Source organism: Streptomyces sp. CA-251387 (genome assembly GCF_050936625.1).
GTDB lineage: Bacteria > Actinomycetota > Actinomycetes > Streptomycetales > Streptomycetaceae > Streptomyces.
Window position 1 is genome coordinate 512,732 of record NZ_JBNJMJ010000001.1, and the last position, 24,648, is coordinate 537,379.

Sequence of the window (24,648 nt, forward strand, 5' to 3'; positions counted from 1 at the left end):
CTGCGGCAGGTCGCGACGGCGTGCGGGAGCCACGGGGCATGCGGAAGCCACGTGGCATCCGTAAGCCGCGTGGCGTGCGGGAGGCGCGTGGTGTGCGTCCGTCCAGGTCCGTCGTTGACGATGCCGCGGAGATCGTCAGGCACGACGTGCCGTGTACGGGGTACCTGGACGGCATGCGAAGCCGGGTGCTTGGCTGGCGCTGGCGGCGCAGTCCGCTGCGGCGCCGGTCGGATGTGGTCGAGGCGTGGACGGTGGTGGCCGTGATCGCGCTGCTGTTCGTCGGCGCTCCGCTGGCCGGGGTGGTCGCGGCCTGGTGGGCCCACGACGACGCCCGGAGCACGGTGCGGGAGCAGCGCGCCGAGCGCCGTCACGTCCGGGCAGAGGTCACCGGAAGGGGCTCCGCCCCGCTGCCGACGGCGCAGGGCGGCCGGCAGCTGCCCGCCAAGGCGACGGTCCGGTGGACGGAGCCGGCGGACGGGCCGCGTACGGCCACGGCACGTGTGCCGCCCGGGACCCGGACCGGCGACATGGTCGACGTGTGGCTCGACTCCCAGGGCCGGAGCGTCGCCCCTCCTGCCGACAGCATGGCGGTCTGGCACCAGACCGTGACCATCGGCGTCTGCGCCACGGCCGGCGCGGGCGGCCTGGTCCTCCTCGGCCACACCGTCGTACGTAATGCCGCGATGCGTCGCCGCCTGGCGGAATGGGAACAGGAGTGGGCACGGACGGAGCCGGAGTGGACGGGCCGCCGGGCGTGACCTGTGGCCGGCCGCGCTGCCGACCACGACGGTCAGGGAGTCCGGTCCGCCGGTGCCAGGCGGCCGAGCAGTGCGTCGAGTCCCGCGGACAGGCCTTCCGGTCCGCCGGACTCGGCGAGGGCCGGGGCGGTCTCACGCAGCACGGGCAGCTCCTGGGACGGCATGCGGTGCAGGCCCAGGCGGAACGCGGGGTCCGATTCCTCGGGGTTGTCCACCATGGCCCTCAGTTCCACGGACACATAACCGAGGACCCAAGCGGTGTAGGCGCGGAACACGGCGGCGGCACTTGCGTCGTCGAACCCGGCCTTCCGGAGCAGGAGGAGGATCCGCTCGTGATCCCGGAGGACCGCGAGCGGCCGACGGGCGAGCGGAACGGCCATCATGCGGGTCGAGAGCAGCGGCACCACCTGGGGGTGGGCCAGGCACACGTCGTACAGGGCACGCGCGATCCGTTGGAGTTCGGCACGCCACGGGAACGCCCCGCTGTCGGTGGGCGGCTGTGCGCCCGCGTCGGAGCCACCGGCGAGTCGCTCTTCCAGTTCCAGGTACAGGGCCTCGACAAGGCCGTCCAGCAGGGAGTCCTTGCCGGCCGCGTACCGATAGAGCGCCATCGCCTCGACGCCGAGCTCGGCCCCCAGCCGGCGCATGCTCAGGGCGGAGAGGCCTTCCCGGTCGACCAGTTCCAGGGCGGCGGCCAGCACGCGCTCACGGCTGAGCCTGCCGTAGCGACCGCGGTCACTGGCGCGACGCGCGGGCCTGTCTCCTGATCCACCGGCCATTCCGTGCCTCCTTGCCCCGCGACCGTGCGGCCCGTCCGAGGCGACAGCATGCATATACGGCGTAAACATACCCGCCTTGCTCCACCCCTTGACGCTGCGCCGCTTTCCGGAGACGATGTTTACAACGTAAATATACGAGGCACACAACCTGCGGATCATGAGTGCTCCCATTGAGGACTATGCCCTCATCAGCGACCTGGAGACCGCCGCCATGGTCGGCAAGGACGGTTCCGTCGACTGGCTGTGCCTCCCCCGCTTCGACTCGCCGGCGTGTCTGGCCTCGCTGCTGGGCACGGAGGACAACGGCTTCTGGCGGGTCTCCCCCGTCACCCGCGGGTCGTGCACACGGCGGGCCTACCAGCCGGAGACATTGGTCCTGGGCACATGGTGGGAGACCGCGACGGGGACCGTGCGGGTCACCGACTTCATGCCGCCCCGCGCCCAACTGCCGTGTGTTGTCCGGGTGATCGAGGGACTCTCCGGCGTCGTAGCCATGCGCAGCGAGCTGCGGCTGCGCTTCCACCAGGGTCGGGTCGTGCCCTGGATCCGGGCCGTCGACCAGTGCGCGGTGGCGGTCGCCGGCCCGGACGCCGTCTGGCTGGACACCGACGGGCCCGTGCGGGCACTCGACCGCGAGGACTCCACGGTGTACGACTTCACCGTCCCGGCCGGACGGCGACTGGCCCTGACACTGGTGTGGTCGCCCTCCCACCTGCCCGAGACGCCCGCGCCGCTGTCGTTTCCGGCCGAGACCCTCCTGAAGGAGACCAGTGACTACTGGCGGCGCTGGAGCACCCAGTGCCGCTACGAGGGGCCGTGGCGGGACGCTGTCGTGCGCTCCCTGATCACGCTGAAGGCACTCACGTACGCCCCTACGGGCGGCATCGTCGCCGCGCCGACCACATCGCTGCCCGGCTGCATCGGCGGGGAGCGCAACTGGGACTACCGGTACTGCTGGCTGCGCGACTCCACTCTGGCCCTGTCCTGTCTGCTGCGCTGCGGCTACCGGGAGGAAGCGGCGGCCTGGGTGGACTGGCTGGTGCGGGCCATCGCCGGGAACCCCGCCGATCTGCAGACCGTCTACGGCGTGGGCGGTCAGCGACTGCTGCCGGAGACGGAGGCGCCCTGGCTGCCCGGCTACGAGGGCTCGCGGCCCGTCCGGTTCGGCAACTTCGCGATGAACCAGTTCCAGCTCGACGTCTACGGCGAGGTCCTGGACGCCCTCTGCCTGTCGCTGCGGGCCGGGATTCCCATGCCGGCCCATGTGTGGAGCCTGGTGGAGGCGTTGATGGGCTATCTGCAGCGCCACTGGCGGGACCCGGACCACGGGCTGTGGCAGGTGCGCGGGCCGGCACGGCAGTTCGTCCACTCCAAGGTCATGGCCTGGGTGGCCGCCGACCGCGCGGTGCAGATGGGCGAGCTGCTCGGCCGCAACGGCTCCTCGGGCGAATGGCGTGCCATGCGGGACGAGGTGCACCGCCAGGTGTGCCGGGAGGGCTGGGACGCGCGCCGGCGGACCTTCGTGCAGTCCTACGGCTCCCCGGCCCTGGACGCCTCGGCGCTGCTGATGCCCCGGCTCGGCTTCCTGCCGGCCTGGGACGAGCGAGTGCGCGGCACCGTCCGCGCGATGCGGGGGCTCGATCACGAGGGATTCGTACGGCGGTACGCCACGGACGGTGATGGCGGGCACCAGGCGGACGGCGTGCCCGGCTCGGAGGGCGCGTTCGTGTCGTGCTCCCTCTGGTACGCGGACGCCCTCGCCGCGACCGGCCACGCGGAACAGGCCCGGGACGCCTTCGAGCGCGTGCTGGCCATCCGCAACGACGTCGGCCTGCTCTCGGAACAGTGGGATCCGGAAACGGGGCGCCAACTGGGCAACGCACCCAAGGCGTTCAGCCACATCGCCCTGGTCGAGACGGCGTTCGGTCTCAGCGCCGCCCGCCTCGGGGCCTCGGGTCTCAGTGCTTCTGGGTCGGGCGTCGCGCGGCGCCCGCGTAACCATGCGGGTTGACCTGCTGGAACCGCCAGGCGTCCCGGCACACGTCGGCGAGGTCCCGCCTGGGCCGCCAGCCCCAGTCGAATGCCACGGCGCTCGCGTCGGCGACCAGTTCGGCCACGTCACCGGGGCGGCGGGGCACGATGTCGTACGGGATCGTCCGGCCGCTCGCCTCGGAGAACGCGGCGACCACCTCCAGGACCGAACGGCCCCGGCCGACCCCCAGGTTGTACACGCGCATGCCCGGGGCGTCGGCGAAGTGGTCGAGTGCGATGCGGTGCGCCTCGACCGCGTCCATGACATGCAGGTAGTCCCGGACGGCGGTGCCGTCGCCCGTGGGATAGTCCCCGCCGAACACGCGGAGCCGTTCCTGCCGGCCAATGGCCACCTGCGCGACATAGGGCATCAGATTGTCGGGGTCGCCGGCCGGGTCCTCGCCGAGCAGTCCGCTGGGGTGCGCGCCGACGGGGTTGAAGTACCGCAGACACAGCACCGCGTACTCGTGGCGGCGTAGGCAGACGTCGGCGAGTATCTGCTCGCCCAGCCACTTGGAGGCCGCGTACGGATTGGTGGGCTGGGCGGGGGTGTCCTCGTCGAGCGGTCCGCGGCCGGCGTCGCCGTAGATCGAGCAGGTGGAGGAGTAGACGAGCTGGTGCACTCCGTGGTCGTGCATGGACCGCAGCAGGGCGGTCAGGCCTCCGACGTTCGTGTCGTAGTACTCGACGGGCATCCGCGTCGAGGGCCCCACGGCCTTCAAGCCGGCGCAGTGCACGACGGCGTCCACCGCGTGCCGGTCGAACACGGCCGACAGGGCCCGCCGGTCGCGGATGTCCAGCTCGTAGACGGCGCCCACGAAGCGCCCGGCGATGCGTTCCACACGCGGGAGGACCTGCGGGGTGCTGTTGGAGTAGTCGTCGACGACGATCACCTCGTAGCCGTGATCGAGCAGTTCGACGCAGAGGTGGCTGCCGATGAACCCCGCACCCCCGGTGACGAGGATCGTCGACGGCGGGCCAGGAGGCCCGGTTCCGTTGCCGGGAGGTTTCTCCGGCACCGGCTTGCTGGGCGTCATGGCACGAGACTCCTGACTACCCCGACGCCGTACGTTTACGACGTACATATACGACTGTGACTCCAATATCCGCGGGCGTCAAGAGGGGCTCCCGAGCCGCCGTGGACCTTTACGGCCTGGCGGGTCCTCCGATCACCCGCGTACGGTGTGATCATCCGCACTCACTCTTCGCAAAGGCGGTCCCAGATGGCCCTGTTCGACCTTCCGCTCGACGAACTGCGCGAGTACCGCAGCAAGTCCGTCGAGCCCGAGGACTTCGACGCGTTCTGGTCCAAGACCCTCGGAGAGGCCCGCGAGCACGATCTGGACGCCCGCTTCGAACCGGTCGACACGGGGCTGTCCACGGTGCAGGTCTACGACGTGACGTTCGCCGGGTTCGGCGGTCACCCGGTGAAGGGCTGGCTGCGGCTGCCCGCCGGGGCCACGGAACCACTGCCGCTGATCGTGGAGTTCATCGGCTACGGCGGCGGGCGCGGCCTGCCGCACGAGAACCTGCTGTGGGCGTCCACGGGACGGGCGCACTTCATGATGGACACGCGCGGCCAGGGCAGCGCGTGGGGCGCCGGTGGCGGGACGCCCGACCCCGTGGGTGCCGCGCCGGCCTACCCCGGGTTCATGACCCGCGGCATCGACGCGCCCGAGCACTACTACTACCGCCGGGTCTTCACGGACGCGGTCCGTGCCGTGGAGGCCGCCCGCTCGCATCCCCTGACCGACGCCTCGCGCACGGTCGCGCTCGGTTCGAGCCAGGGCGGCGGCATCACGATCGCCGTGGGCGGCCTGGTGCCGGACCTGACGGCGATCGCGCCGGACGTGCCGTTCCTGTGCGACTACCCGCGGGCGGCGACGATCACGGACCGCCACCCGTACCGCGAGATCGGCCTCTACCTCAAGACCCACCGTGGCCGCACCGAGGACGTCCTGCGCACCCTGTCCTACTTCGACGGTGTCCACTTCGCGTCCCGCGGCCGGGCACCCGCCCTGTTCTCGGCGGCCCTGGAGGACCAGACCTGCCCGCCCTCCACCGTCTTCGCGGCCTTCAACGCCTGGGCCCACGACGAGAAGGCCATCGAGGTGTACGACTTCAACGACCACGAGGGCGGCGGCCCCTTCCACGAGGCGGCCAAGCTGGACTGGCTGCGCTCGCACGCCTGACAGGGCCCGTATGGAGACGCGTGAGGCCGCGGAGCGGTTCGTCCGGGTCTGGGAACGGGCCTGGGCCGAGCATGACGTGGAGGCGTTGCTGGAGCTGTACGCCGAGGACTGCGTCCACCGCTCGATGCCGTTCCGCGAGCCGCACCGGGGGCGCGCCGAGCTGGCCGAGTATCTGCGCTGGTCGTTCGCCGGCGAGCGGGTGACCGACGTCCGCTTCTCCGGGCCGGTCGTCGGCCAGGGTGGGGTCGCCGTGGCCGAGTTCCGGATCCTCGCCGAGGAAGACGGCGCGCCGTCCACGCTCGCCGGCTGCGTCTTCGTGCGTTTCGACGCGACGGGGCTGGCCGTCGAGACCCGTGACTACTGGGACACGGTCGCGGGGCACCGGGAGCCGGAAGGCATGCGGTTCTTCGTCTGAGTTCGGCCGGTCCGCCACCTTCCGCCCAGTCCGACCAGTCGGTACGTTCAGCGGAGCCCGGGTCGCAGTGTCGCGGCCCGGGTTTCCGGTGGACGACGAGGGGTGGGCCATGGCGGAGCACGAGACGCAGGTGCACGGGCATTGCGATCCGCGGTTCGCGGCGGTGCGGACCGCGTTCGAGACGAACTTCCGGGAGCGCGGCGAGCTGGGCGCCGCGGTCGCCGTCCGCGTCGACGGCCGGACGGTGGTGGATCTGTGGGGCGGGTGGGCCGACGCGGCGCGCAGCCGCCTCTGGGAGCGCGACACGCTGGTCAATGTGTGGTCGACGACGAAGGGGCCGACGGCGCTGTGCGCGCACATCCTCGCCGACCGGGGACTGCTCGACCTCGACGCGCCGGTGGCCCTGTACTGGCCGGAGTTCGCCGCCGCGGGCAAGGAGCAGATCCTCGTACGGCATCTGCTGTCGCACCGCGCCGGCCTGTCCGGGCTGCGGGAGCCGCACTCGCTTCAGCAGCTCTGCGACTGGGAGTTGACGACGCAGCGGCTCGCGGCGATGGAGCCGTGGTGGGCGCCGGGGACGGGGTCCGGGTATCACGCGTTCACGTACGGCTTCCTGGTCGGGGAGGTCGTGCGGCGGGTGTCGGGGCTGCTGCCGGGGGCGTTCCTGGAGCGGGAGGTGACCGGGCCGCTGGGGATCGACTTCGCGATCGGGCTGCCGGAGAAGGACTTCGGGCGAGTGGCCGAGCTGGTGCAGCCGCCGGTGGCGACGACCAGTGAACAGGCCGCCGTCTTCAGCCAGTTGGCGCCCGCGGCGCTGGCCGCGCTGGCCAACCCCGTCCTGGGTGCCGTGGAGGCCAACTCGCCGGAGTGGCGGGCCGCCGAGATCCCCGCCGCGAACGGTCACGGCACGGCGCGGGCGGTCGCCGCGCTGTACGGGATCTTCGCGGGCCGCGGGACCCAGGACGGCCATCGCGTCCTCTCCCCCGAGGCGGCCGAGCGGGTGCGCGAGGGACAGGGCCGCTGCCTCGATCTGGTGCTCGGCGCCGGGCTCGGCAGGGAGACGGAGATCGGCCTGGGCCTCTGGCTGAGCGGACCGAACGGCTCGTACGGGCCCAACCCGCGGGCTTTCGGACACGACGGCTACGGGGGCTCCTGCGGCCTGGCCGACCCGGAGGCGGGGGTGTCGCTGGGCTATGTGATGAACCGGATGGGCCCTCATATCGCCGATGACCCGCGGAAGATGGCACTGGTGGACGCCCTGTACAGCGCTCTGTGAGGGCCGGCCGATGCGGGCCGTTTCGGCCGAAGTGGCAGGCCGCTCTTCCCTGTTGGTTTAGACCAATGCTTGGATCTGGTGACGCAAGGAGCCCGCACGGCTACGACACGTCACCAACAGGAGGCGCGGCATGGCCCGCACCACCCCGCACGACCGCCCGCTCGCCGAAGACCAGCCGCTGTACTGGAGGATCGCCACCGAGCTGCTAGGCGAGCTGCGCGACGGGACCATTCCGCCCGGCGAACGACTGCCGGGGGAACGGCAGTTGGCGGAGCATTTCGGGGTCAGCAGGGAGACCGTACGGCAGGCGCTCGAGGTGCTGCGCCGCAGCGGTCTGGTCGCCACCGACCGGCGGGGCAGCCATGCCACGCTGCCCGGCCTGCCGGTGGAGACCCCGGCGTCCCTCACCTTCCCGGTCGGTGCCCGGGCCGCGAGTCCGGGCGCCGCGGACCGGGCCACGGTCACTTGGGAGACACCCCCACCGGAGCACGCCAAGGTCCTGGGGCTCGCCCCGCACCGGCCGACCCTGGTGCACCGCTACGAGTCCGCGGGCGCCGACGGACGCGGCCGGCGCACGGCCGTGACCTCCTTCTCCGCGGTGGCGCTGGCCGAGGTGGCGGAGCTGGGCCGCTATCGCGACCGCGCCGACGGCAGCGGGTCGGCCCAACTGCGGCGCGCCTACGACTGGATGCGCAAGGCGGGCCTCACCCTGCACCATCGGGACGCGATCACCCGGCTCCCGGGCGCGCCCTCGGTGCGGGTCACACGGCGCGTGCACGACCAGTACGCCCGCCCGCTGGAGGTAACTGACCTGGTCGTCGAGGTCCAACAGGACGCCTTGGTCTACGAGTTCACGCTGCCCGCGACGGTCTGAGCGCGTACACGGCCGTCCGCGAAGCGGATCCAGGCCGTGAGTTCGGCTCTGTCGCCGCCTGCGAGCGGGAGGTCCCCGGTGGCAGGGCGGATCTCCAACTGCCGGGCGAACGGCGAGAGTTCCTCGGGGAGCTCCAGGCGGCGGCAGCCCTGGTGGCCGGGTACGTCCGGGGCCAGATGCCACGCACTATCAGGATCACTGAGCCACCATAACCTCGTGAGTTTGAAAAACAAACTCTCCCAGGTGTTAGTAGTTGGAAGATCCAACTCTCTCAATCCAGGCGGCGTCGCGCCACCACCATCCGCACGCGTGGGCTTCCGTCGCGCCGCCGCCCGAACTCCGGGAGGGCCTGCAGCTCCACCCGGAAGCCGGCGCGTGCCAGTTCGCTCCGTACCTCGCCGAGCCGGAAGGCCCGGTAGTACATGACGAACGGCGGCCGCCACACGGCGTTGCGCACCCGCATCACCGCGTCGAAGCCGAGCAGCATCCAGTAGACGACGGACGTGGGACGCGGCGGGGCCACGACGGGGAAGGCGAAGCATCCGCCGGGCCGCAGGACGGAGTGGACCTGGGCGAACAGCCCCGGCAGCTCACGGGGCAGGAAGTGGCCGAACGCCCCGAAGCTCACCACGAGGTCGAAGGCGGGGGTGAACGGCAGGGCACGGGCGTCCGCGCGCACCCAGGCGACACGCGGCTGCCCCACCGGCACCCGCCGCCGGGCCACGTCGAGCATGCCTGCGCTGAAGTCCACGCCGGTGACGCTGCGCCGGCACACCTCGGCCAGCACCTCCGCACCCGCACCCGTCCCGCAGCACAGGTCGAGGCCGTCGTCGTACGGGCCCGTCCGTGCGAGTGCCGCCGTGACGGCGGAGAGCACCGAGTCCGGCGTGCGGAACGGCGTGTGGTCGAACTTCGGGGCGAGCAGGTCGTATCCGCGCTCGACCGACGACAGTGCCTGGACGGCGAGTTCGCGCAAGGTGGGGCCTTCGGGGCCGAACATCCGCGTCACCCCGCAGCCACGCGCTGCTTGAGGACGGCGAGAACGCGCTCGCACCAGCGCAGGTTCTCCTCCTCGAAGGAGATTCCGCCCAGCAGCGTCAGGTACGGCCCGATGCGGTCGGACTCGCGCAGGTACTCCTCCTCGGTCCGCCCGCCGAGAAGTCGGCCGCGGACGCGTTGGTAGCGGTCGAGTTTGCCGCGCGCCCACGTCATGCGCTCCTCGATCAGGGCGCGGGCGGCCTCGGGGTCCTCCATGGCCTGCAGCTTGATCAGAAGTTCGTCGCGGATGGCGGTCGGCCGCCGGGGCGGCTCGGCGGCGAAGGCGCGCAGGTCCTCCCGTCCGGCATCGGTGAGCGTGAACATCCGCTTGTTCGGCCGCCGTTCCTGCTGCACGAACCGGGCCTCGACGAGGCCGTCCTGCGCGAGGCGCTCCAGCTCCCGGTAGAGCTGCTGCGGGGTCGCGGGCCAGAAGTTGGCGAACGAGACGTCGAAGACCTTGGACAGCTCGTAGCCCGAGGCCTCGTCCTCCAGGAGGGCGGCGAGGACGGCGTACTTGAGGGACATATGGACACGTTAACAGCAGGTGATTATTCTCATCGACACCTACTCAACAAATTGACTATGAGGTGATCCGATGCGCGCGTTCCGCGAGGCGGTCGAGGCAGGCGACCCCGACGCCATGGAGGCCCTGCTGGCCGAGGACGTCGTCTTCACCAGCCCGGTCGTGTTCAAGCCGTACGCCGGCAAGGCGATCACGGCGGCCATCCTGCGCGGTGTCATGCGGGTCTTCGAGGACTTCCGCTATCTGCGCGAGATCAACGACCCGGGCGGCCGCGATCATGCGCTGGTCTTCACCGCGCGGGTGGGCGACCGGGAGATCACCGGATGCGACTTCCTGCGGGTGAACGAGGACGGCCTGATCGACGACTTCATGGTCATGGTCCGGCCGCTGTCCGGCGCCCAGGCCCTCGCTGAGGCCATGGGGGCGCAGTTCGACCAGATCCTGAAGGAGGCGGAGACCCGCTTGGCGTAACGGCCGCACCGGCCGACCGGTCAACGTCCGGCTCGACACACCGCGAGCCGTCGCCGGTCCCCCCACCTCGCCCTCGTCCCTCAACTCCGCGACCAGGGCGAGGCCCTGCTCCCCGCCGTAGGCCATGCCGACGGCCACGGTGCCGGTCCGGCGTTGCGGATCTTCCGCTTGGCACGCACCAGGCTCCCCCATAGCTCTGAACGGGCATGGGAAGTACTCCCATCGCCATGGTCGCCTCCCGCACGAGGAGGGCGCGGGCGATCTCCGGTGTGGTCAGTTTCGCGAACGCCCCAGACCAGCCGCACTTCCACCGAGCCGCCGGATGGGACGGGTCCGAATCGACACCTCCCTCCGGGCGGATGCCCGGAATAGAAGAAGGCCCGGGCACGTTGGCGTGTGGTACGGTGCCGTCAGCACTTGTGTACGCCCAGTCGTGGGCGCCGGTGCCAGTTCTCCTTCAGTTCGCCGGTCGACGCACCGGCTTCGCCTCATCACCTCGTGACCGGTGGCTCTGCCCTACCCGAGGTGCTGTTCCCGCCGCCCGAAGGCGCTCTGTCTGCCTTCCCACTGTCTGCGGCTCACCCCTTCCTTCCGCATGTCTCATGTCTTCCGTCCGTGAAAGGACCCACCACCATGACCGCCCCTACACTCGAAAACCCTCCTGTCCAGCAGCAGCTCGCCCGGACCGTCACCGGCGTCCTCGACATCGACGCGGGCGGCAAGGGCCACCTGCGCGCCATGAGCTGCCTGCCGTCGCCTTCCGATCTCCAGCTTCCGGCCGCGCTGATCCGCCGGCACGGCCTGCGCAAGGGCGACCTCGTCGAGGGCGTACTCGGCGACCGGCGCGCCCTCACCGAAGTCGCCCGCGTCAACGGGCGCGCCCCCGACAAGAACCGCCGCCGCTTCGGCGAGCTGACGCCGCTTCACCCGCGTGAGCGGATCCGCCTGGAGCACCCGGCGTCCGGCCTGACCGGGCGGGTCGCCGATCTGATCGCGCCGCTCGGCAAGGGGCAGCGTGGCCTGATCGTGGCCCCGCCCAAAACCGGCAAGACCGTCCTGCTCCAGCAGATCGCGGCGGCCGTAGCCGGCAACCACCCGGAGTGCCGCCTCATGGTCGTCCTGCTCGACGAGCGCCCGGAGGAGGTCACCGACATGCGGCGCTCGGTGCGGGGCGAGGTCTACGCCTCGACCTTCGACCAGGCGCCCAAGCAGCACATCGCGCTGGCCGAGCTCGTCATCGAGCGGGCCAAGCGGCACGTCGAGGCCGGCGAGGACGTCGTGATCCTCCTCGACTCCCTGACCCGGCTGTGCCGGGCGCACAACAACGCGGCCGCGTCCGGTGGCCGTACCCTCAGCGGCGGCGTGGACGCCGCGGCGCTGCACGGGCCCAAGCGGTTCTTCGGCGCCGCACGTCTGGCGGAGGAGGGCGGCTCGCTCACCATCCTCGCCACCGCGCTGGTCGAAACCGGCTCCCGGGCCGACGACTTCTACTTCGAGGAGCTCAAGAGCACCGGCAACATGGAGCTGCGCCTGAGCCGCGACCTCGCCTCTCGCCGCGTCTTCCCCGCCGTCGACATCACCCCGTCCGGCACCCGCCGCGAGGAACTCCTCCTGCCCCCGGCCGAGTTGACCGCCGTACGCGGCCTGCGCCGGGCCCTGCAGACCCGGGACGGCCAGTCCAACCTGGAGACGCTCCTGGACCGCATGCGCGAGACGCCCGACAACGCGACGTTCCTGCGGCGGATCCAGCCGACACTGCCGACCGACGGTGCGTGACCGAGAAGACCGAGGCCTCCCCAGCCCCGTTGCGGCCCCGGGTGCGGCATCCGGGTGCTCGCTGGTCGGTCTCGGCCCGGGCAGCGCGGTGTCCGCCGCAGGCGTTCCTACGTTGACGGTATGACTATCGGATTTCCCTCTCGGACCCTTGCGGCCGCCTGTGCGCTCTGCGCGGCCGGGCTGCTGACGCTCGCGCCCGCCGCCGCGTTCGCCCGCAGCGGGCACGATCCCGATGCGACGGGCGGATCCCGGGCGAAGACTCCGCGGCCGACGCTGCTGTACCGGCCCGGCACCCATGTGCGGCCGACCGGCGGTACGCCCCGACTGCCGCATGTCTCCGCGCTGTCGTGGCTGGTGGCCGACGCGGGGACCGGCGAGGTGCTCGCCGCGCACGACGCGCACCGGAAGCTGCCGCCCGCCAGCACCTTGAAGACGCTGTTCGCCCTCACCCTGCTGCCGGTGCTGCCCGTCGGCATCCGGCACCGGGTGCGCGAGGAGGAGCTGACGGGGATCGGGCCCGGGAGCAGTCTCGTGGGGGTCGCCGAGGGGCATACGTACCGCGTTGCCGATCTGTGGCGCGGGGTGTTCCTCAGCTCCGGCAACGACGCCGTGCGGGTGCTGGCCGCCCTGAACGGGGGTTGGCGCGCCACGGCCGCCCGTATGCAGGACAAGGCCCGTGCGCTGGGCGCCCTCGACACCAAGGTGGTGTCGCCGGACGGTTACGACACACCCGGCCAGGTCTCGTCGGCGTACGACCTGGCGGTGTTCGGCCGGGCGGGGCTGCGCAACGCGGACTTCGCGCGGTACTGCGGCACGGCCGAGGCCTGGTTCCCCGGCAGGAACGGCTGGTCGTACGAGATCCGGAACACCAATCGGTTGCTGACCGGCGCGGACGGCGTGGAGCCGTATCCGGGGCTGATCGGCATCAAGAACGGCTACACCAGCAAGGCGGGCAACACCCTCGTCGCCGCCGCCCGCCGGGGCGATCGCACCCTCGTCGTCACGGTGCTGAACCCTCGGGCGGGCGGCTCAGCCGTCTACGAGGAGGCCGGCGAGCTGCTCGACTGGGGGTTCGGCGCGGCCGGGCGGGTCGACCCGGTGGGGTCGCTCGACGCCTTGCGGGTCAAGCCGAGGCCGGGGCCCTCGACCGGGCCCGTGGCGGCGGAGGCGGCGCCGGAGGGCGGGGCGGCCGAGGTGGGCTGGGCGGAGGCCTGGGCGATCGCGGGCGCCGCCGGCATGGGGGCCGGTGCCACCTCACTGGTGCTGCGCGGCAAGGTCGTCGAGCGGTCGGAGGAGGACTGACCGACCGGCAGGCGGAGCAGCAGGCCGAGGGTGATCCAGGTGTACGTGTTGCTGCCCAGGAAGCCGTCCACGCCGGACGTGTCGTCGAACCACAGCCACACCACACTGGTGCACAGCACCGCGTACAGGGCGCCCGCGATCCGTGCGTGCCCGGCGCGGACGAGGACGGCGAAGGACGGCAGCAGCCACACCAGGTGGTGAACCCAGGTGATCGGGCTGACCAGACAGGCGGTCAGCCCGGTGAGCGCGAACGCCGCCGTCCAGTCCCCCGCCGCGGCCGCCCGCCGGGTACGCGCCACCCAGACGCCCAGGACCAGCAGGACCACCGCCGCCCACACCGCGCGGTCCGCCACGCCCAGCCGGGCCAGGATGCCCTGCAGCGACTGGTTGGAGACATAGTCGAGGCGGCCCACCCGGGTGGTGTCCCACATGGCGTGCGTCCAGTAGAAGCGGGAGGCGTCAGGGGCCACCCAGGCGGCCAGCGCCGTCCCTCCCGCGGCAACGGCCGTCGCCACGGCGGCGGTTCGCCATCGCCGGGCCACCAGCAGCAGGCCGATGAACGCGGCGGGCGTCAGCTTGATGGCGGCCGCGAGGCCGATGCCCACGCCCGCCCAGCGCTCCCGCCCCGTGGCCAGCAGCCGGCAGTCGAGGAGCACCAGCGCCAGCAGCAGGACGTTCACCTGGCCGAAGCTGAACGTGTCCCTGAGCGGTTCGAACAGGGCCAGCGCGCAGGCGGCGAGCGCGCAGCCGTACCAGCCGTGGCGCCGCCAGTCCCGTCCGGCCAGGACGCGCAGCACGAAGGCCAGTGCCGCCAGGTTGAGCAGCAGCGCCACGGCGATCGCGACGTGCAGATCGACCAGGGCCATGGGCAGCATGACGACGGCGGCGAACGGCGGGTAGGTGAAGCCGTACGTCGTGCCGGGCACTTGGTAGTCGTAGATGCGGCCGCCGTGGTGGATCCAGCTGTCGACGGTGCCGTAGTAGACGCGCAGGTCGAACCAGTCGCGCAGCAGCGGCACGGTCGCGGTGAAGACGGTCACGGCGGCGGCGAGAACGAGCACCAGGGCGAGCCGGGCGCGGTCGGTGCGCGGAAGTCTCATGCGGTGCGCTCCAAGGCGGGGGCCTGCGCCGCGAGATGCGCCTGCCACAGGACGACCACGGCGAGCGCGCCCCCGGACACGGCCAGCACCAGCTGGCTGACGTCCGCGGGGCCGCCGCTGGGCAGGACGGCGAGCGCGAGCACTCCGGTCAGGGCCGCCACCCGGTGCCGTACCGAGGTGCTGGGCGCGGCGGCGGCGATGAGGAACAGGCCCCACAGGGCGTACCAGGGGCGGATCGCCGGTCCGAAGGCGGCCACGGCCGCCAGGCTCAGGCCGAGGGCGTACACCGGGCGCGGGCGCCAGCGCCACCATATGAGGATCACGAGGACCGCCGTGAGGACGAGGCCGAGGACGTGCCACACCGGGACGGCCAGCGGCGCCAGATCGCTGCCGATCTCCTCCAGCAGCGAGGCGGTGGCACGGCCGAGCAGGCTGGTGAGCGCCCAGTTCTGCGGGGAGACCGGGGTGTCCAGGGCGCCTATCCAGCCGTAGCCCGTGCCCGCGACGGCCGTTGCGGCGACCGTGGTGGCGGCGGACGCGGCCACCGTGGTCAGCACGGCCTTGGCCGGGTGGTGGCCGGCCCGCATCTGCAGCAGCACGACCGCGGCGAGACCCAGCGCGGCGGGCGCCTTGACCAGGGCGGCGAGCGTGACGAGTACGGCGCCGGCCATGGGCCACCGGCCGAGCGCCGCGACCAGCCCGGCGCCGAGCAGGCCGAGCATGATCGCGTCGTTGTGGGCACCCGCGACCAGGTGCAGCAGCACGAGCGGATTGAGGGCGCCCAGCCACAACGCGGCGGCCGGGTCGGCTCCGCTGTGCCGGGCGAGGCGCGGCAGCGCGGCCGCCATCAGCGCCACGCCGAGCAGCGCTATCAGGCGCATGCCGAGGAGCCCGGCAGGGAGTTCGCCGCGGGTCAGGCCGGACAGTCCGGAGGCGACGCCGAGGAACACCGGGCCGTAGGGGGCAGCCGTGTGCCGCCACAGCGGGGCGACCTCGTCCGCGAGCGGGCCCCCGAGGTGGGAGGGCCCGTACGCGTACACGTCGATGTGGGCGTCGACCATGGCCCCTTGGGCCAGGTAGCTGTACACGTCCCGGCTGAACAGCGGCGGCGCGATCAGCAGCGGGGTGGCCCAGAGCGCCAGCACCAGCAGCAGGGCGCGCGGGGTGGGCGGGTCGGCGCTGCGCACGAGCCGGCCGAGCAGCAGCCAGGCCGCTATCAGCAGGACGACGCCGAAGTACACGCCGATCAGGCCCAGGGCTGCGTGTGCCGAGGACGGTGCCAGGAGTTCCCGGACCGGCAGCGCACCGGCCGTCTCACCGCCCAGGGCGAGGATGGCGGTGCCGGCCAGACCGAGTATCTGGCATCGGCGGAGATCGACGGGGAAAGCCATGGCCAACACTCGGTCAGGGTGTCAACGCCGAGTGGCCGTTAGTTGAAGGGGTTCCCTCCGGGGGGAAGCCGGGGTATGACGGGCCGGTGATCGATTGTGCTGGGCGTTGCAGGCTGCGACCCGTCTGCCTGGTGCGGCGATGTGCAGACCGCGCCCCTAGGGCGAGACCGCATCCCCCGTCGACTGGTTCCGTCAGAACACTGACAACCCGGTCAGCGTCGTAAAGCGGTCCAATGCGGCCACCCCCGCCACCGAATTGCCCCGCTCGTCCAGACCCGGACTCCAGACACACAACGTGCACCGCCCGGGTACCACCGCGATGATGCCGCCACCCACGCCGCTCTTGCCGGGCAGTCCCACCCGGTACGCGAAGTCGCCCGCCGCGTCATACGTCCCGCAGGTCAGCATCACCGCGTTGACCTGCTTGGCCTGGCTGAGGGTGAGCAGGCGGGTGCCGTCGGCGCGAACGCCGTGGCGGGCCAGGAAGGTGGTGGCCAGGGCGAGGTCGGCGCAGGACGCCATGATGGAGCACTGGCGGAAGTACTGGTCGAGCAGGGCCGGCACGGGGTTGTCGATGTTGCCGTACGACGCCATGAAGTGGGCGAGTGCGGCGTTTCGGTCGCCGTGCGCGGACTCGGAGGCGGCGACGTCCCGGTCGAAGTCCACGGTCGGGTTGCCGCTCTCGGCGCGGAGGAAGGCGAGGAGTTCGCCGGCCGCGTCGCCGGTACGGGTCTGGAGCCGGTCGGTGACGACGAGGGCGCCCGCGTTGATGAACGGGTTGCGCGGGATGCCGTTCTCGTACTCCAGCTGGATCAGGGAGTTGAAGGGGTTGCCGGAGGGCTCGCGGCCCACGTGCTCCCAGAGTTCGTCGGCCTCGCGGGCGAGGTCGAGCGCGAGGGTGAAGACCTTGGTGATGGACTGCGTGGAGAACGGTTCGCGCCAGTCCCCCACGCCGTACACCGAGCCGTCGAGTTCGGCGACGGCCATGCCGAAGCTGCGCGGGTCGCGGGCCGCGAGCGCCGGGATGTAGTCGGCGGGCCGGCCCCGGCCCGGTGTGCGCTCGACCTCGTCCAGGATGCGTTCGAGGACGGGCTGAAACTGCAAAGACATGATCATCATCATGCCGTACCGCGCCCTACGGGGCGTGTGCGGGACAGTCGGGCGACGAGTGGGCCGGGGACTTCCCGTGCGCTTCGGACGACGGCCAATCAGGGGTGAGTTGGTCATTGCACCGCGCGCTGACCGGCCTCTTCGCCGTCTCTGACGGCAGGGTGAACGCCGATGGACCCACACGAGTCGGATCCCGGTTCGTCCCAGCGGACAGGAGAGACGTTGCGCCAGCCAGACGAATGCACCCGAGCCTCCCGCCGGGCCCCGGCGATCAGGACCAGCGGCCGGATTGCCCGGCTGCGGTCCCATGCCGCGGTGGGCCTGTGTGTGACGGTGGTACTGCTGGCCGGGTGCGAGATGCCCACCCCGCACGTTCCCCTGAAGAACAATGCGCGGGGCGGACGGACCTTCTACGTCAGTCCCGACGGTGACGACAGCGACAACGGCCGTACCCCGCAGACCGCTTGGCGGACCCTCGAGCACGCCGACGCCACACGGTTCAAACCCGGTGACGAACTGCGTCTGAAGGGCGGTGCCCGGTTCACCGGCACACTGAGCATCGGGGACGGGGACGCCGGCGACCCCCGCAAGCCCGTGGTGATCGACTCGTACGGCAAGGGCCGCGCGACGATCGTGGCGGCCGGCTCGCGCGGCATCGAGGTGCACAACACCGGCGGCGTCACCGTGCGCGACCTGGTCCTCGTCGGCGATGGCGCCTCCTACCGCACGGAGGACGGAATCGCGTTCGTCAGCGATCTCCGGGACGGCCGCAAGCTGCCCTACGTACGGGTCTCGGGCGTCGACGTGTCGGGCTTCCGCAACGGCATCCGGCTGCACGGCAGCGCCTCGGCGTCGGGCTTCCGGGACGTGGTGATCAACGACTGCGCCCTGCACACCAACCAGGACGCGGGCCTGGTGACCGACGGCCCGTCCTTCGACGCCGACACGCCTGTGTACGCCCATGAGTCGGTGACTGTGCGGAAGGTCAGGGCGTACGAGAACGTGGGTGATCCCACGGCGTCCTCCCGCAACACCGGAAGCGGCATCGTCCTCGGCAGCGTCCGCCGCGCCACGGTGGAGCGGTCGGTGGCCCACAGCAACGGGCAGTACTCCGCGCCGAGGGCCGTCGAGGGCCCCGAGGGGATCTGGGCGTACGACGCGACCCGGGTGACGTTCCAGCGCAACGTCTCCTACCGCAACCACACCGGGTCCACGGTGGACGGCGGCGGGTTCGGCCTGGACAACAACGTGTCGCACTCGGTGATGCAGTACAACCTGTCGTACGAGAACGACGGGGCCGGTTTCCTCGCCTACTCCGCCTCGCCGAACGCCGCCCACACCGCGAACACGATCCGTTTCAACATCAGCCACAACGACAGCCGCAAACTCCAGGACTACGGCGGCATCGTGACGTTCGGCTCGCGGGTCACCGACCTCGCCATCTACCGGAACACGGTGCTGATCACCGCGAACGGCCCGGTGCGCGCGCCCGCGCTACGGCTGCAACCCAGCCTGGGCGGGGTCACCGTGCGCAACAACCTGTTCGTCACGAAGGGCTCCCCCCTGGTCGACGCCCAGGGATACCTCGACTCCACGGCCGTGCGTCTGCAGGGCAACGCCTACCACGGCACGGCCGGTTGGTCCCTGGTGTGGGGCGGGCGCTCCTACACCGATCTGGCCGCCTGGCGCCGAGACGCGGGGCAGGAGATGTTCGGGACCCGGGCCACGGGGACCACCTCCGACCCCTGTCTCACCCCGGCCCCCCTGCCCGCCGGCGCACCGTCGGTGTCCGGCGGCGGCCCCACGCGCGGCGCACTGGTGGCCCGGTGCGCCGGCGCGTCGTCCGATGCCTCCGTCGATCTGCGGGCCGCGGGCGTCGACCCGGGGCCGGTGGACTACTTCGGGGCGCGGCTGAGCGGGCTGCCGGCGGCGGGGGCGGCCGACTCGGGAGCGCCGCGCTGAGGGATCGTCACCCGCCGGGCGTCGCTCGTGCCGGGCTGCGGTACGGAGGCGGGGCGGCCGAGTGCACGCAGGTGCCAGCCGGCCGCCCGCCACAGCGCCGGGTCCAGGGCGTTGCGGGCGTCGAGGATCCGAGGTGCCCGGACCACGTCCGCGAGCGCTGCCGGATCGAGGTCCCGGTAGTGGCTCCACTCGGTCAGGTGCAGGACGACGTCGGCGTCCCGGCATGCCTCGGTCGCGTCGGCGCAGTAGGCGGGCCCGGGCAGCACGGCGCGGGCGTTGTCGAGACCCTTGGGGTCGTGGACGACGACATCGGCGCCGCGGTCGGCGATCTCGGCGGCCACGGCGAGGGCGGGCGAGTCGCGCACGTCGTCGCTGTCCGGTTTGAAGGTGGCTCCGAGTACGGCGACCCGCTGCCCGTCGAACGTTCCGCCGAGGAGCTGACAGGCGGCGTCGACGGTCCGCCGGCGCTGGCGGTGGTTGATCTCGTCGATCTGGCGCAGGAAGGACACCGCCTCCCCCACCTTCAGTTCCTCCGCGCGGGCGAGGAAGGCGCGGATGTCCTTGGGCAGGCAGCCGCCCCCGAAGCCCAGGCCGGCGGAGAGGAACCTGCGGCCGATCCGTGCGTCATGGCCCATGGCGTCGGCCAGGGTGACCACATCGGCGCCGGTGGCGTCGCAGACCTCGGCCATGGCGTTGATGAAGGAGATCTTTGTGGCCAGGAAGGAGTTGGCGGCGACCTTGACCAGTTCCGCGGTGGCGGGGTCGGTGCTGACGTAGGCGGTGCCCGCCGCGAGGATCGGCGCGTAGACCTCGCGCAGCACCCGGTCGGCCTCGGGTGAGGTGACGCCGACGACGAGCCGGTCGGGTCTGAAGGTGTCCTGGACGGCGAAACCCTCGCGGAGGAACTCCGGGTTCCACGCGATCTCGGCCTTCACGCCGGGGCGCAGGCGGACGGCCAGCCTGCGGGCGAGGGCGCGAGTGGTGCCGACCGGGACGGTCGACTTCCCGACGAGAAGGCTGTCCCGGGTGAGCAGGCCGGCCAGGGCGTCGACCACCGCCTCGACGTGCGTCAGGTCGGCGGCGAGGGAGTCGGCGCGCTGCGGGGTGCCGACGCACACGAAGTGGACGTCGGCGAAGTCGGCCGCCTCCTGGAGCGACGTGGTGAAACGGAGCCGGCCGCCGCGGTTGTTCCGGGTGAGGACCTCCGGCAGGCCGGGTTCGAAGAACGGGGCCTGTCCCTGCGCCAGCGCCGCGATCTTCGTGGTGTCGGTGTCGACGCCGAGGACGTCGTGGCCGATGTCCGCCATGCACGCGGCGTGCACGGCTCCTAGGTAGCCCGTACCGATGACGGTCAACCGCATGAGTTCTCCTGTCGTGGTACGCCGCCTCGGCGAGGTCAGCGTGGGTAGCCGTCCGGGTTGAGGGTCTGGAAGCGCCAGGCGTCGGCGCACATGGCCGCGAGGTCCCTGGTGGTGGTCCACCCCCAGGCCTCGGCCACCGCGCTCGCGTCGGCGACGAGCGCGGCGACGTCACCGGGCCGCCGGTCGACCACCTGGTGAGGGACCGGGCGGCCGCTCGCCTCGGTGAAGGCGGCGATCAGCTCCAGCACGGAGGTGCCCGCTCCGGTGCCGAGGTTGAACACCCGCAGCCCCGGGGAGTCGTCGAGGTGCCCGACCGCCACCCGGTGCCCCTCGGCGACGTCCATGACGTGGATGTAGTCCCGTACGCCGGTCCCGTCGGGCGTGGGGTAGTCGTCCCCGAAGACGCTCAGCCGCTCCCGCCGGCCCACGGCGACCTGGGCGACGTAGGGCATGAGGTTGTCGGGTACGCCGCACGGGTCCTCGCCGAGCAGTCCGCTCGGGTGGGCGCCGACCGGGTTGAAGTAGCGCAGCGCGAGCACCCGCATCTGCGGCAGGAGCTCACAGATGTCTTCGAGGACGCGCTCGCACATGAGCTTGGTCCGGGCGTAGGGGTTGGTGGGGGCCACCGGGCTGTGTTCGGTCAGGGGCAGCGTCCGGGCGTCGCCGTAGACCGAGCAGGAGGAGGAGAAGACCAGGCGGTGGACACCGTGCTCGTGCATCGCCGACAGCAGTGCGCAGGTGCCGCCGACGTTGGTGTCGTAGTACTCGACCGGCCGCTCGACGGACTCCCCCACCGCCTTGCGGGCGGCGAAGTGGATGACGCTGTCGATGCGGTGGGCGGCGAACACATGGCCGAGTGCCTCCCGGTCCCGTACGTCGACCAGGTGGGCGGCGGTGAGGGGGCGGCTCGCGGTCTTGGCGATGCGGTCGAGTACGTGCGGGGAGCTGTTGGCGTGGTTGTCCACGACGACGACTTCGTAACCGTGGTCGAGCAGTTCGACACAGGTGTGGCTGCCGATGAAGCCGGCGCCGCCGGTCACCAGAACCGTCTCGGGCACTGGGCACCTCATTTCGTCCAGCAGGGATCGTGGGAGGGGGCTCGGCTCCTGTGCCGCGGGCGGGGCGAACGGACCGTCGGCCGACCGTCGGTGACGATCCGTCAGTTAGTGAGGAAGCCGCGCAGGTAGGTCGGGAACAGCATCAGGGCCCAGGACAGCGGGAGCAGGGCGGCCAGTCCCGCGGCCAGCGGCAGTGCGGCGGTGCCCAGGGCCCGGTGGACGCCGACGCCCGCCGACCGGGCGGTCTCACGGATGTGGAGCACGCTGACCGCGAGCGTCACCAGTGCGTAAGCGGTGGAGCCGAGCAGGCACAGGAACACGTAGCCGATGGCCGGGCCGGTCAGCTGGCCGACCACGGCGGCTCCGGACAGGACGATCGTGATCAGCAGGTAGGGAAGCATCAGGCGCAACGGCAGGGGTTCCTGGCCGTTGCGGGACTTGGGGGTCACCTTGAAGACGACGTTCTTCCGGCGCATGCGTTGGACACAGGCGGCCAGGACCCCCCATGCCACATACGGCCAGCGGGTCAGGCCGAACAGCCAGCCCTCCCAGCTGAGCACCGGCGCGTCGACGGGACGCAGCAGGCCGCGGCGCCGCAGCAGCACGGTCAGCAGCACCAGGAAGAAGGACATGGCCCAGAAGTGCAGCAGGAAGGCGGCGTAGTTGACGTTGATCCACGGGATCCCGGTGACGGCGGCGATCGGGGGCAGCAGCAGGCCCGCCGTGGTGGTCAGCGCCAGCACCGGATAGTAGGAGAGCGCGAAGCCGAACCGGATCCTGAGCCGCCCGGGCAGGCGCCGCAGATGCCGGGGCAGCATGCCGAGCAGCATCACCACGAGGCTGCGCGACCACTGGAACTCCTGCGTCACCATGGCGGCGAAGGTGAGGGGGCCGTCGCCGTGCGCCTCGGCGTCGATGGCGAAGGCACCGTGCCAGCCCGCCGAGTTGAGCAGGAAGGTGGTGGAGAAGTCCTCGGCCAGTTCGGGCCCGAGCCCTCCGATGTCCCGCAGCGCGCGGGTGCGCACCGCGTAATGGGAGCCGATGCACAGCGGTCCCAGTCCGTCGGTGTGGCCGAGTTGCATGGGTCCGTGGAAGGTGGCTTCGCGGTGCAGTCGCCCGCGCGCCGCCCAAGACGCTCCTGCGTTGGCGTCGCACACGCTGGGGGCGGCGACATAGCCGACGGCCGGGTCGGCGAACGGACGGACGATCTCGCTCAGATAGTTCCGGTGGGGCACGTGGTCGACGTCGAGCTGGGCCACGACGTCGTACTCGCGGTATCCCCAGTGGTCGTAGAAGTGGGCCAGGTTGCCCTCCTTGCACCGCATGCGGCGGGGCCAGGTGTCCCGGTGGTACTCGGGGACGCCACGCCGGCAGGAGACGCCGACGCCGTTGGCCGTGCACCACGTCAGGATCGTGTCGTCCGGGTCCTCGTCGCAGAGCCAGACGTCGTACGGGTGCGGGAAGTCCTGGCGGAGCATGGAGGCGAGGGTGCGCCGGGCGACCGCCCACGGTTCCGACGGGGCGCGGGTGACGACGAAGGCCGTGCGCAGCGCCGGTACGGCGACGGTCGGCGCGAGCCTGCGCAGGCGCCACACCACGACGACGAAGTACAGCGGCAGCAGCGACAGGTAGAGCAGCAGTGCGCTGTTCACCGCGAACCCGGCCCAGCCGACGCGGTGCTCGGGCCGCAGCCACCACGTCCAGAACCAGACGAACGCGGCCGCCCAGCACAGCGCGAGGAGCGTGACCTTCAGCCGGTCCAGCGCCTTCAGGCGCGGAATCCAGACCTTGTGCCGGGGCTCCTGGGTGGTGCGTGGCCGGCCGAAGACCGGGCCGTCGACCGCCACGTCGACGACGTTGCCCGCGGACAGCGTCAGCAGATGGGCTCTGAGCGCCGCGTCAGGGTCCTCGTCCGTGGCGGGACCGACGAGGTTCTGGGGGGCCTGGGTCACGACGCGGCGGAGGTCGTCACGCCGAGCGGGCAGGGCTGCGCGGCGGCGACGCCGTCCTGCTGCCCGCCGCGGATCGCCGCGAGCGCGTGGGTGATGCCGTCGGGCCGGGAGGCGAACCATGCCACCGTGCGGCGCAGGCCCTCCTCGATGTCGACCTCGGGGCACCAGTCCAGTCGCTCCCGGGCCCGCGCGATCACCGGCCGGCGACGGGTGGGGTCGTCGACCGGCAGGGGGTGGAACTGGATCTCGGTCGTGGCTCCGGTCAGGCGCAGGACGAGTTCGGCGAGTTCCAGCACGGTCAGCTCGACCGGGTTGCCCAGGTTCACCGGACCGGCCTCGGCGCAGTCCAGCATCGCGACGATCCCGCGGATCAGGTCGTCGACGTAGCAGAAGCTACGGGTCTGTTTGCCGCCGCCGTACACCGTGAGCGGCTCCCCGGCGAGGGCCTGGACGATGAAGCTGGAGACGACCCGGCCGTCGTGCGGGCGCATGCGCGGACCGTAGGTGTTGAAGATCCGCACGATGCCGGTGTCCACGCCGTGGTGGGTCCGGTAGGCCTGGGTGAGAGCCTCGGAGAACCGCTTGGCCTCGTCGTAGACGCTGCGCGGTCCGATCGGGTTGACGTGCCCCCAGTACGTCTCGTCCTGGGGGTGCTCCTCGGGGTCGCCGTAGACCTCGCTCGTGGAGGCGAGGACGAAACGGGCGTCGTGGCGCTCGGCCAGGCACAGGGCGTTCTCCGTGCCCCGGCTGCCCGCGGCCAGTGTCTCCAGCGGACGTGCGAGATAGTCGGCGGGCGAGGCCGGAGAGGCCAGGTGGGCCACCGCGTCCACGGGGCCCGGCACTCGCACGGATCGACTCACATCACCCTGGACGAGGGTGAAGGCGGGGTCGTCGAGATAGGGGGCGATGTTCACCGCGTCGCCGGTGGAGAAGTCGTCGAGACACACCACCTCATCGCCGCGCCGCAGCAGCGCCTCGCACAGATGTGACCCGAGGAAACCCCCACCGCCTGTTACGGCCACACGCATGAATGCTCCCGGAGTTCTGCGAAGTCTTCCTTCACTCCGCCCGGCCGGACTTCATTGCCGGTGGCTGGGCAGGAGACGGCCTGGTCGTGGCCACAGAACGGAGCATACGAGCATTAATGAGATTTTCCGGATATATGAGAATGACGCTCCGCCGTTCGGCGGGTAGCCCCTACGGTCCGTCAAACTCTTTACCGCCCACGCCGCGTCACGCGAACCGGTATGTGCCGGGTCACCGACGCTTCATCCGTGGG

At 71.8% G+C, this 24,648-nt stretch carries 19 protein-coding genes and 2 pseudogenes; 10 read left to right on the forward strand and 11 right to left on the reverse strand.

The annotated features are described in order from the left end of the window. The first annotated feature begins 173 nt into the window (after positions 1-173). Positions 174-758, forward strand: a complete 585-nt coding sequence (locus tag ACQEV2_RS02330) for an Rv1733c family protein (RefSeq protein ID WP_433035937.1) — start codon at positions 174-176, stop codon at positions 756-758. A gap of 32 nt (positions 759-790) precedes the next feature. Here the strand turns inward: ACQEV2_RS02330 and ACQEV2_RS02335 are convergent, their stop codons facing one another. Continuing rightward, positions 791-1,537 (reverse strand): TetR/AcrR family transcriptional regulator, encoded by a 747-nt coding sequence (locus tag ACQEV2_RS02335; protein WP_433035940.1) that lies wholly within the window; start codon positions 1,535-1,537, stop codon positions 791-793. A gap of 157 nt (positions 1,538-1,694) precedes the next feature. Between ACQEV2_RS02335 and ACQEV2_RS02340 the strand changes: the two genes are divergently transcribed. Next, the gene (locus ACQEV2_RS02340) at positions 1,695-3,548 is read left to right on the forward strand and encodes a glycoside hydrolase family 15 protein (RefSeq protein WP_433035943.1); all 1,854 of its coding nucleotides are present in this window, start codon (positions 1,695-1,697) and stop codon (positions 3,546-3,548) included. On the opposite strand, the gene galE (ACQEV2_RS02345) is transcribed toward ACQEV2_RS02340, so the two are convergent. Next, positions 3,496-4,533 carry a UDP-glucose 4-epimerase GalE gene (gene galE, locus ACQEV2_RS02345; protein ID WP_433054143.1) on the reverse strand — a complete coding sequence of 346 codons (1,038 nt, stop codon included), beginning with the start codon at positions 4,531-4,533 and terminating at the stop codon, positions 3,496-3,498. The genes ACQEV2_RS02340 and galE (ACQEV2_RS02345) overlap by 53 nt on opposite strands. Before the next feature lie 258 nt (positions 4,534-4,791). Between galE (ACQEV2_RS02345) and ACQEV2_RS02350 the strand changes: the two genes are divergently transcribed. The 4 genes from ACQEV2_RS02350 to ACQEV2_RS02365 all read left to right on the forward strand — a co-directional run bounded on the left by ACQEV2_RS02350 (position 4,792) and on the right by ACQEV2_RS02365 (position 8,325). Next, entirely contained in the window at positions 4,792-5,760 is a 969-nt protein-coding gene (locus tag ACQEV2_RS02350; protein ID WP_433035946.1) for an acetylxylan esterase, read from the forward strand. Positions 5,761-5,770: 10 nt separating this feature from the next. Then, positions 5,771-6,175, forward strand: coding sequence for a nuclear transport factor 2 family protein (locus ACQEV2_RS02355; protein WP_433035949.1), 405 nt, complete (start codon positions 5,771-5,773; stop codon positions 6,173-6,175). Between the two features lie 109 nt (positions 6,176-6,284). Continuing rightward, positions 6,285-7,451 carry a serine hydrolase domain-containing protein gene (locus ACQEV2_RS02360; protein WP_433035952.1) on the forward strand — a complete coding sequence of 389 codons (1,167 nt, stop codon included), beginning with the start codon at positions 6,285-6,287 and terminating at the stop codon, positions 7,449-7,451. Positions 7,452-7,581: 130 nt separating this feature from the next. Further along, positions 7,582-8,325, forward strand: a complete 744-nt coding sequence (locus tag ACQEV2_RS02365) for a GntR family transcriptional regulator (protein WP_433035955.1) — start codon at positions 7,582-7,584, stop codon at positions 8,323-8,325. A gap of 271 nt (positions 8,326-8,596) precedes the next feature. Here ACQEV2_RS02365 and ACQEV2_RS02370 read toward each other — a convergent pair whose 3' ends face one another. Together ACQEV2_RS02370 and ACQEV2_RS02375 are read right to left on the reverse strand one after the other, a co-directional pair. After that, positions 8,597-9,325, reverse strand: a complete 729-nt coding sequence (locus ACQEV2_RS02370; protein WP_433035958.1) for a class I SAM-dependent methyltransferase — start codon at positions 9,323-9,325, stop codon at positions 8,597-8,599. Between the two features lie 5 nt (positions 9,326-9,330). Then, on the reverse strand, positions 9,331-9,888 hold the full coding sequence (locus ACQEV2_RS02375; RefSeq protein WP_433035961.1) for a PadR family transcriptional regulator: 558 nt from the start codon (positions 9,886-9,888) through the stop codon (positions 9,331-9,333). 70 nt (positions 9,889-9,958) lie between these two features. Between ACQEV2_RS02375 and ACQEV2_RS02380 the strand changes: the two genes are divergently transcribed. From ACQEV2_RS02380 to ACQEV2_RS02390, 3 genes and pseudogenes are all read left to right on the forward strand, one after another. Further along, complete coding sequence (locus tag ACQEV2_RS02380; RefSeq protein WP_433035964.1) at positions 9,959-10,357, forward strand: nuclear transport factor 2 family protein; 399 nt, start codon at positions 9,959-9,961, stop codon at positions 10,355-10,357. A gap of 498 nt (positions 10,358-10,855) precedes the next feature. Next, positions 10,856-12,133 (forward strand): annotated as a pseudogene (gene rho, locus ACQEV2_RS02385) (transcription termination factor Rho). A 120-nt stretch (positions 12,134-12,253) separates the two neighbouring features. Next, a pseudogene (locus ACQEV2_RS02390) lies at positions 12,254-13,087 on the forward strand (D-alanyl-D-alanine carboxypeptidase family protein); the annotation flags it as partial. Positions 13,088-13,170: 83 nt separating this feature from the next. On the opposite strand, the gene ACQEV2_RS02395 reads toward ACQEV2_RS02390, so the two are convergent. The 3 genes from ACQEV2_RS02395 to ACQEV2_RS02405 form a co-directional block, all read right to left on the reverse strand. After that, a complete protein-coding gene (locus ACQEV2_RS02395; RefSeq protein WP_433035967.1) occupies positions 13,171-14,535 on the reverse strand; it encodes a glycosyltransferase family 87 protein in 1,365 nt (454 codons plus the stop codon). After that, positions 14,532-15,926: a polyprenol phosphomannose-dependent alpha 1,6 mannosyltransferase MptB gene (gene mptB / locus ACQEV2_RS02400; protein WP_433035970.1), complete on the reverse strand. Its 1,395-nt coding sequence runs from the start codon at positions 15,924-15,926 to the stop codon at positions 14,532-14,534. Before mptB ends, ACQEV2_RS02395 begins: the two co-directional genes overlap by 4 nt. A gap of 192 nt (positions 15,927-16,118) precedes the next feature. After that, positions 16,119-17,048, reverse strand: coding sequence for a glutaminase (locus ACQEV2_RS02405; RefSeq protein WP_433035973.1), 930 nt, complete (start codon positions 17,046-17,048; stop codon positions 16,119-16,121). A 315-nt stretch (positions 17,049-17,363) separates the two neighbouring features. Here ACQEV2_RS02405 and ACQEV2_RS02410 point away from each other — a divergent pair, with 315 nt between their 5' ends. After that, positions 17,364-18,998, forward strand: a complete 1,635-nt coding sequence (locus ACQEV2_RS02410; RefSeq protein WP_433035976.1) for a right-handed parallel beta-helix repeat-containing protein — start codon at positions 17,364-17,366, stop codon at positions 18,996-18,998. On the opposite strand, the gene ACQEV2_RS02415 is transcribed toward ACQEV2_RS02410, so the two are convergent. The 4 genes from ACQEV2_RS02415 to ACQEV2_RS02430 all read right to left on the reverse strand — a co-directional run bounded on the left by ACQEV2_RS02415 (position 18,932) and on the right by ACQEV2_RS02430 (position 24,397). After that, entirely contained in the window at positions 18,932-20,359 is a 1,428-nt protein-coding gene (locus ACQEV2_RS02415) for a UDP-glucose dehydrogenase family protein (protein WP_433035979.1), read from the reverse strand. The two genes, ACQEV2_RS02410 and ACQEV2_RS02415, sit on opposite strands and share 67 nt — an antisense overlap. A 35-nt stretch (positions 20,360-20,394) precedes the next feature. Beyond that, on the reverse strand, positions 20,395-21,417 hold the full coding sequence (galE, locus tag ACQEV2_RS02420) for a UDP-glucose 4-epimerase GalE (protein WP_433035982.1): 1,023 nt from the start codon (positions 21,415-21,417) through the stop codon (positions 20,395-20,397). 101 nt (positions 21,418-21,518) lie between these two features. Continuing rightward, complete coding sequence (locus ACQEV2_RS02425; RefSeq protein ID WP_433035985.1) at positions 21,519-23,369, reverse strand: glycosyltransferase family 2 protein; 1,851 nt, start codon at positions 23,367-23,369, stop codon at positions 21,519-21,521. Continuing rightward, the gene (locus tag ACQEV2_RS02430; RefSeq protein ID WP_433035988.1) at positions 23,366-24,397 is read right to left on the reverse strand and encodes a UDP-glucuronic acid decarboxylase family protein; all 1,032 of its coding nucleotides are present in this window, start codon (positions 24,395-24,397) and stop codon (positions 23,366-23,368) included. Before ACQEV2_RS02430 ends, ACQEV2_RS02425 begins: the two co-directional genes overlap by 4 nt. Positions 24,398-24,648 lie beyond the last annotated feature (251 nt).

Coding starts and splice junctions, on each gene's coding strand:
- ACQEV2_RS02430 (WP_433035988.1), bottom strand. CDS start 24,397: ATGCGTGTGGCCGTAACAGGCGGTGGGGGTTTCCTCGGGTCACATCTG.
- ACQEV2_RS02350 (WP_433035946.1), top strand. CDS start 4,792: ATGGCCCTGTTCGACCTTCCGCTCGACGAACTGCGCGAGTACCGCAGC.
- ACQEV2_RS02370 (WP_433035958.1), bottom strand. CDS start 9,325: ATGTTCGGCCCCGAAGGCCCCACCTTGCGCGAACTCGCCGTCCAGGCA.
- ACQEV2_RS02415 (WP_433035979.1), bottom strand. CDS start 20,359: ATGCGGTTGACCGTCATCGGTACGGGCTACCTAGGAGCCGTGCACGCC.
- ACQEV2_RS02365 (WP_433035955.1), top strand. CDS start 7,582: ATGGCCCGCACCACCCCGCACGACCGCCCGCTCGCCGAAGACCAGCCG.
- ACQEV2_RS02405 (WP_433035973.1), bottom strand. CDS start 17,048: ATGATGATGATCATGTCTTTGCAGTTTCAGCCCGTCCTCGAACGCATC.
- ACQEV2_RS02395 (WP_433035967.1), bottom strand. CDS start 14,535: ATGAGACTTCCGCGCACCGACCGCGCCCGGCTCGCCCTGGTGCTCGTT.
- ACQEV2_RS02360 (WP_433035952.1), top strand. CDS start 6,285: ATGGCGGAGCACGAGACGCAGGTGCACGGGCATTGCGATCCGCGGTTC.
- ACQEV2_RS02340 (WP_433035943.1), top strand. CDS start 1,695: ATGAGTGCTCCCATTGAGGACTATGCCCTCATCAGCGACCTGGAGACC.
- ACQEV2_RS02335 (WP_433035940.1), bottom strand. CDS start 1,537: ATGGCCGGTGGATCAGGAGACAGGCCCGCGCGTCGCGCCAGTGACCGC.
- ACQEV2_RS02330 (WP_433035937.1), top strand. CDS start 174: ATGCGAAGCCGGGTGCTTGGCTGGCGCTGGCGGCGCAGTCCGCTGCGG.
- mptB (WP_433035970.1), bottom strand. CDS start 15,926: ATGGCTTTCCCCGTCGATCTCCGCCGATGCCAGATACTCGGTCTGGCC.
- ACQEV2_RS02355 (WP_433035949.1), top strand. CDS start 5,771: ATGGAGACGCGTGAGGCCGCGGAGCGGTTCGTCCGGGTCTGGGAACGG.
- ACQEV2_RS02375 (WP_433035961.1), bottom strand. CDS start 9,888: ATGTCCCTCAAGTACGCCGTCCTCGCCGCCCTCCTGGAGGACGAGGCC.
- ACQEV2_RS02380 (WP_433035964.1), top strand. CDS start 9,959: ATGCGCGCGTTCCGCGAGGCGGTCGAGGCAGGCGACCCCGACGCCATG.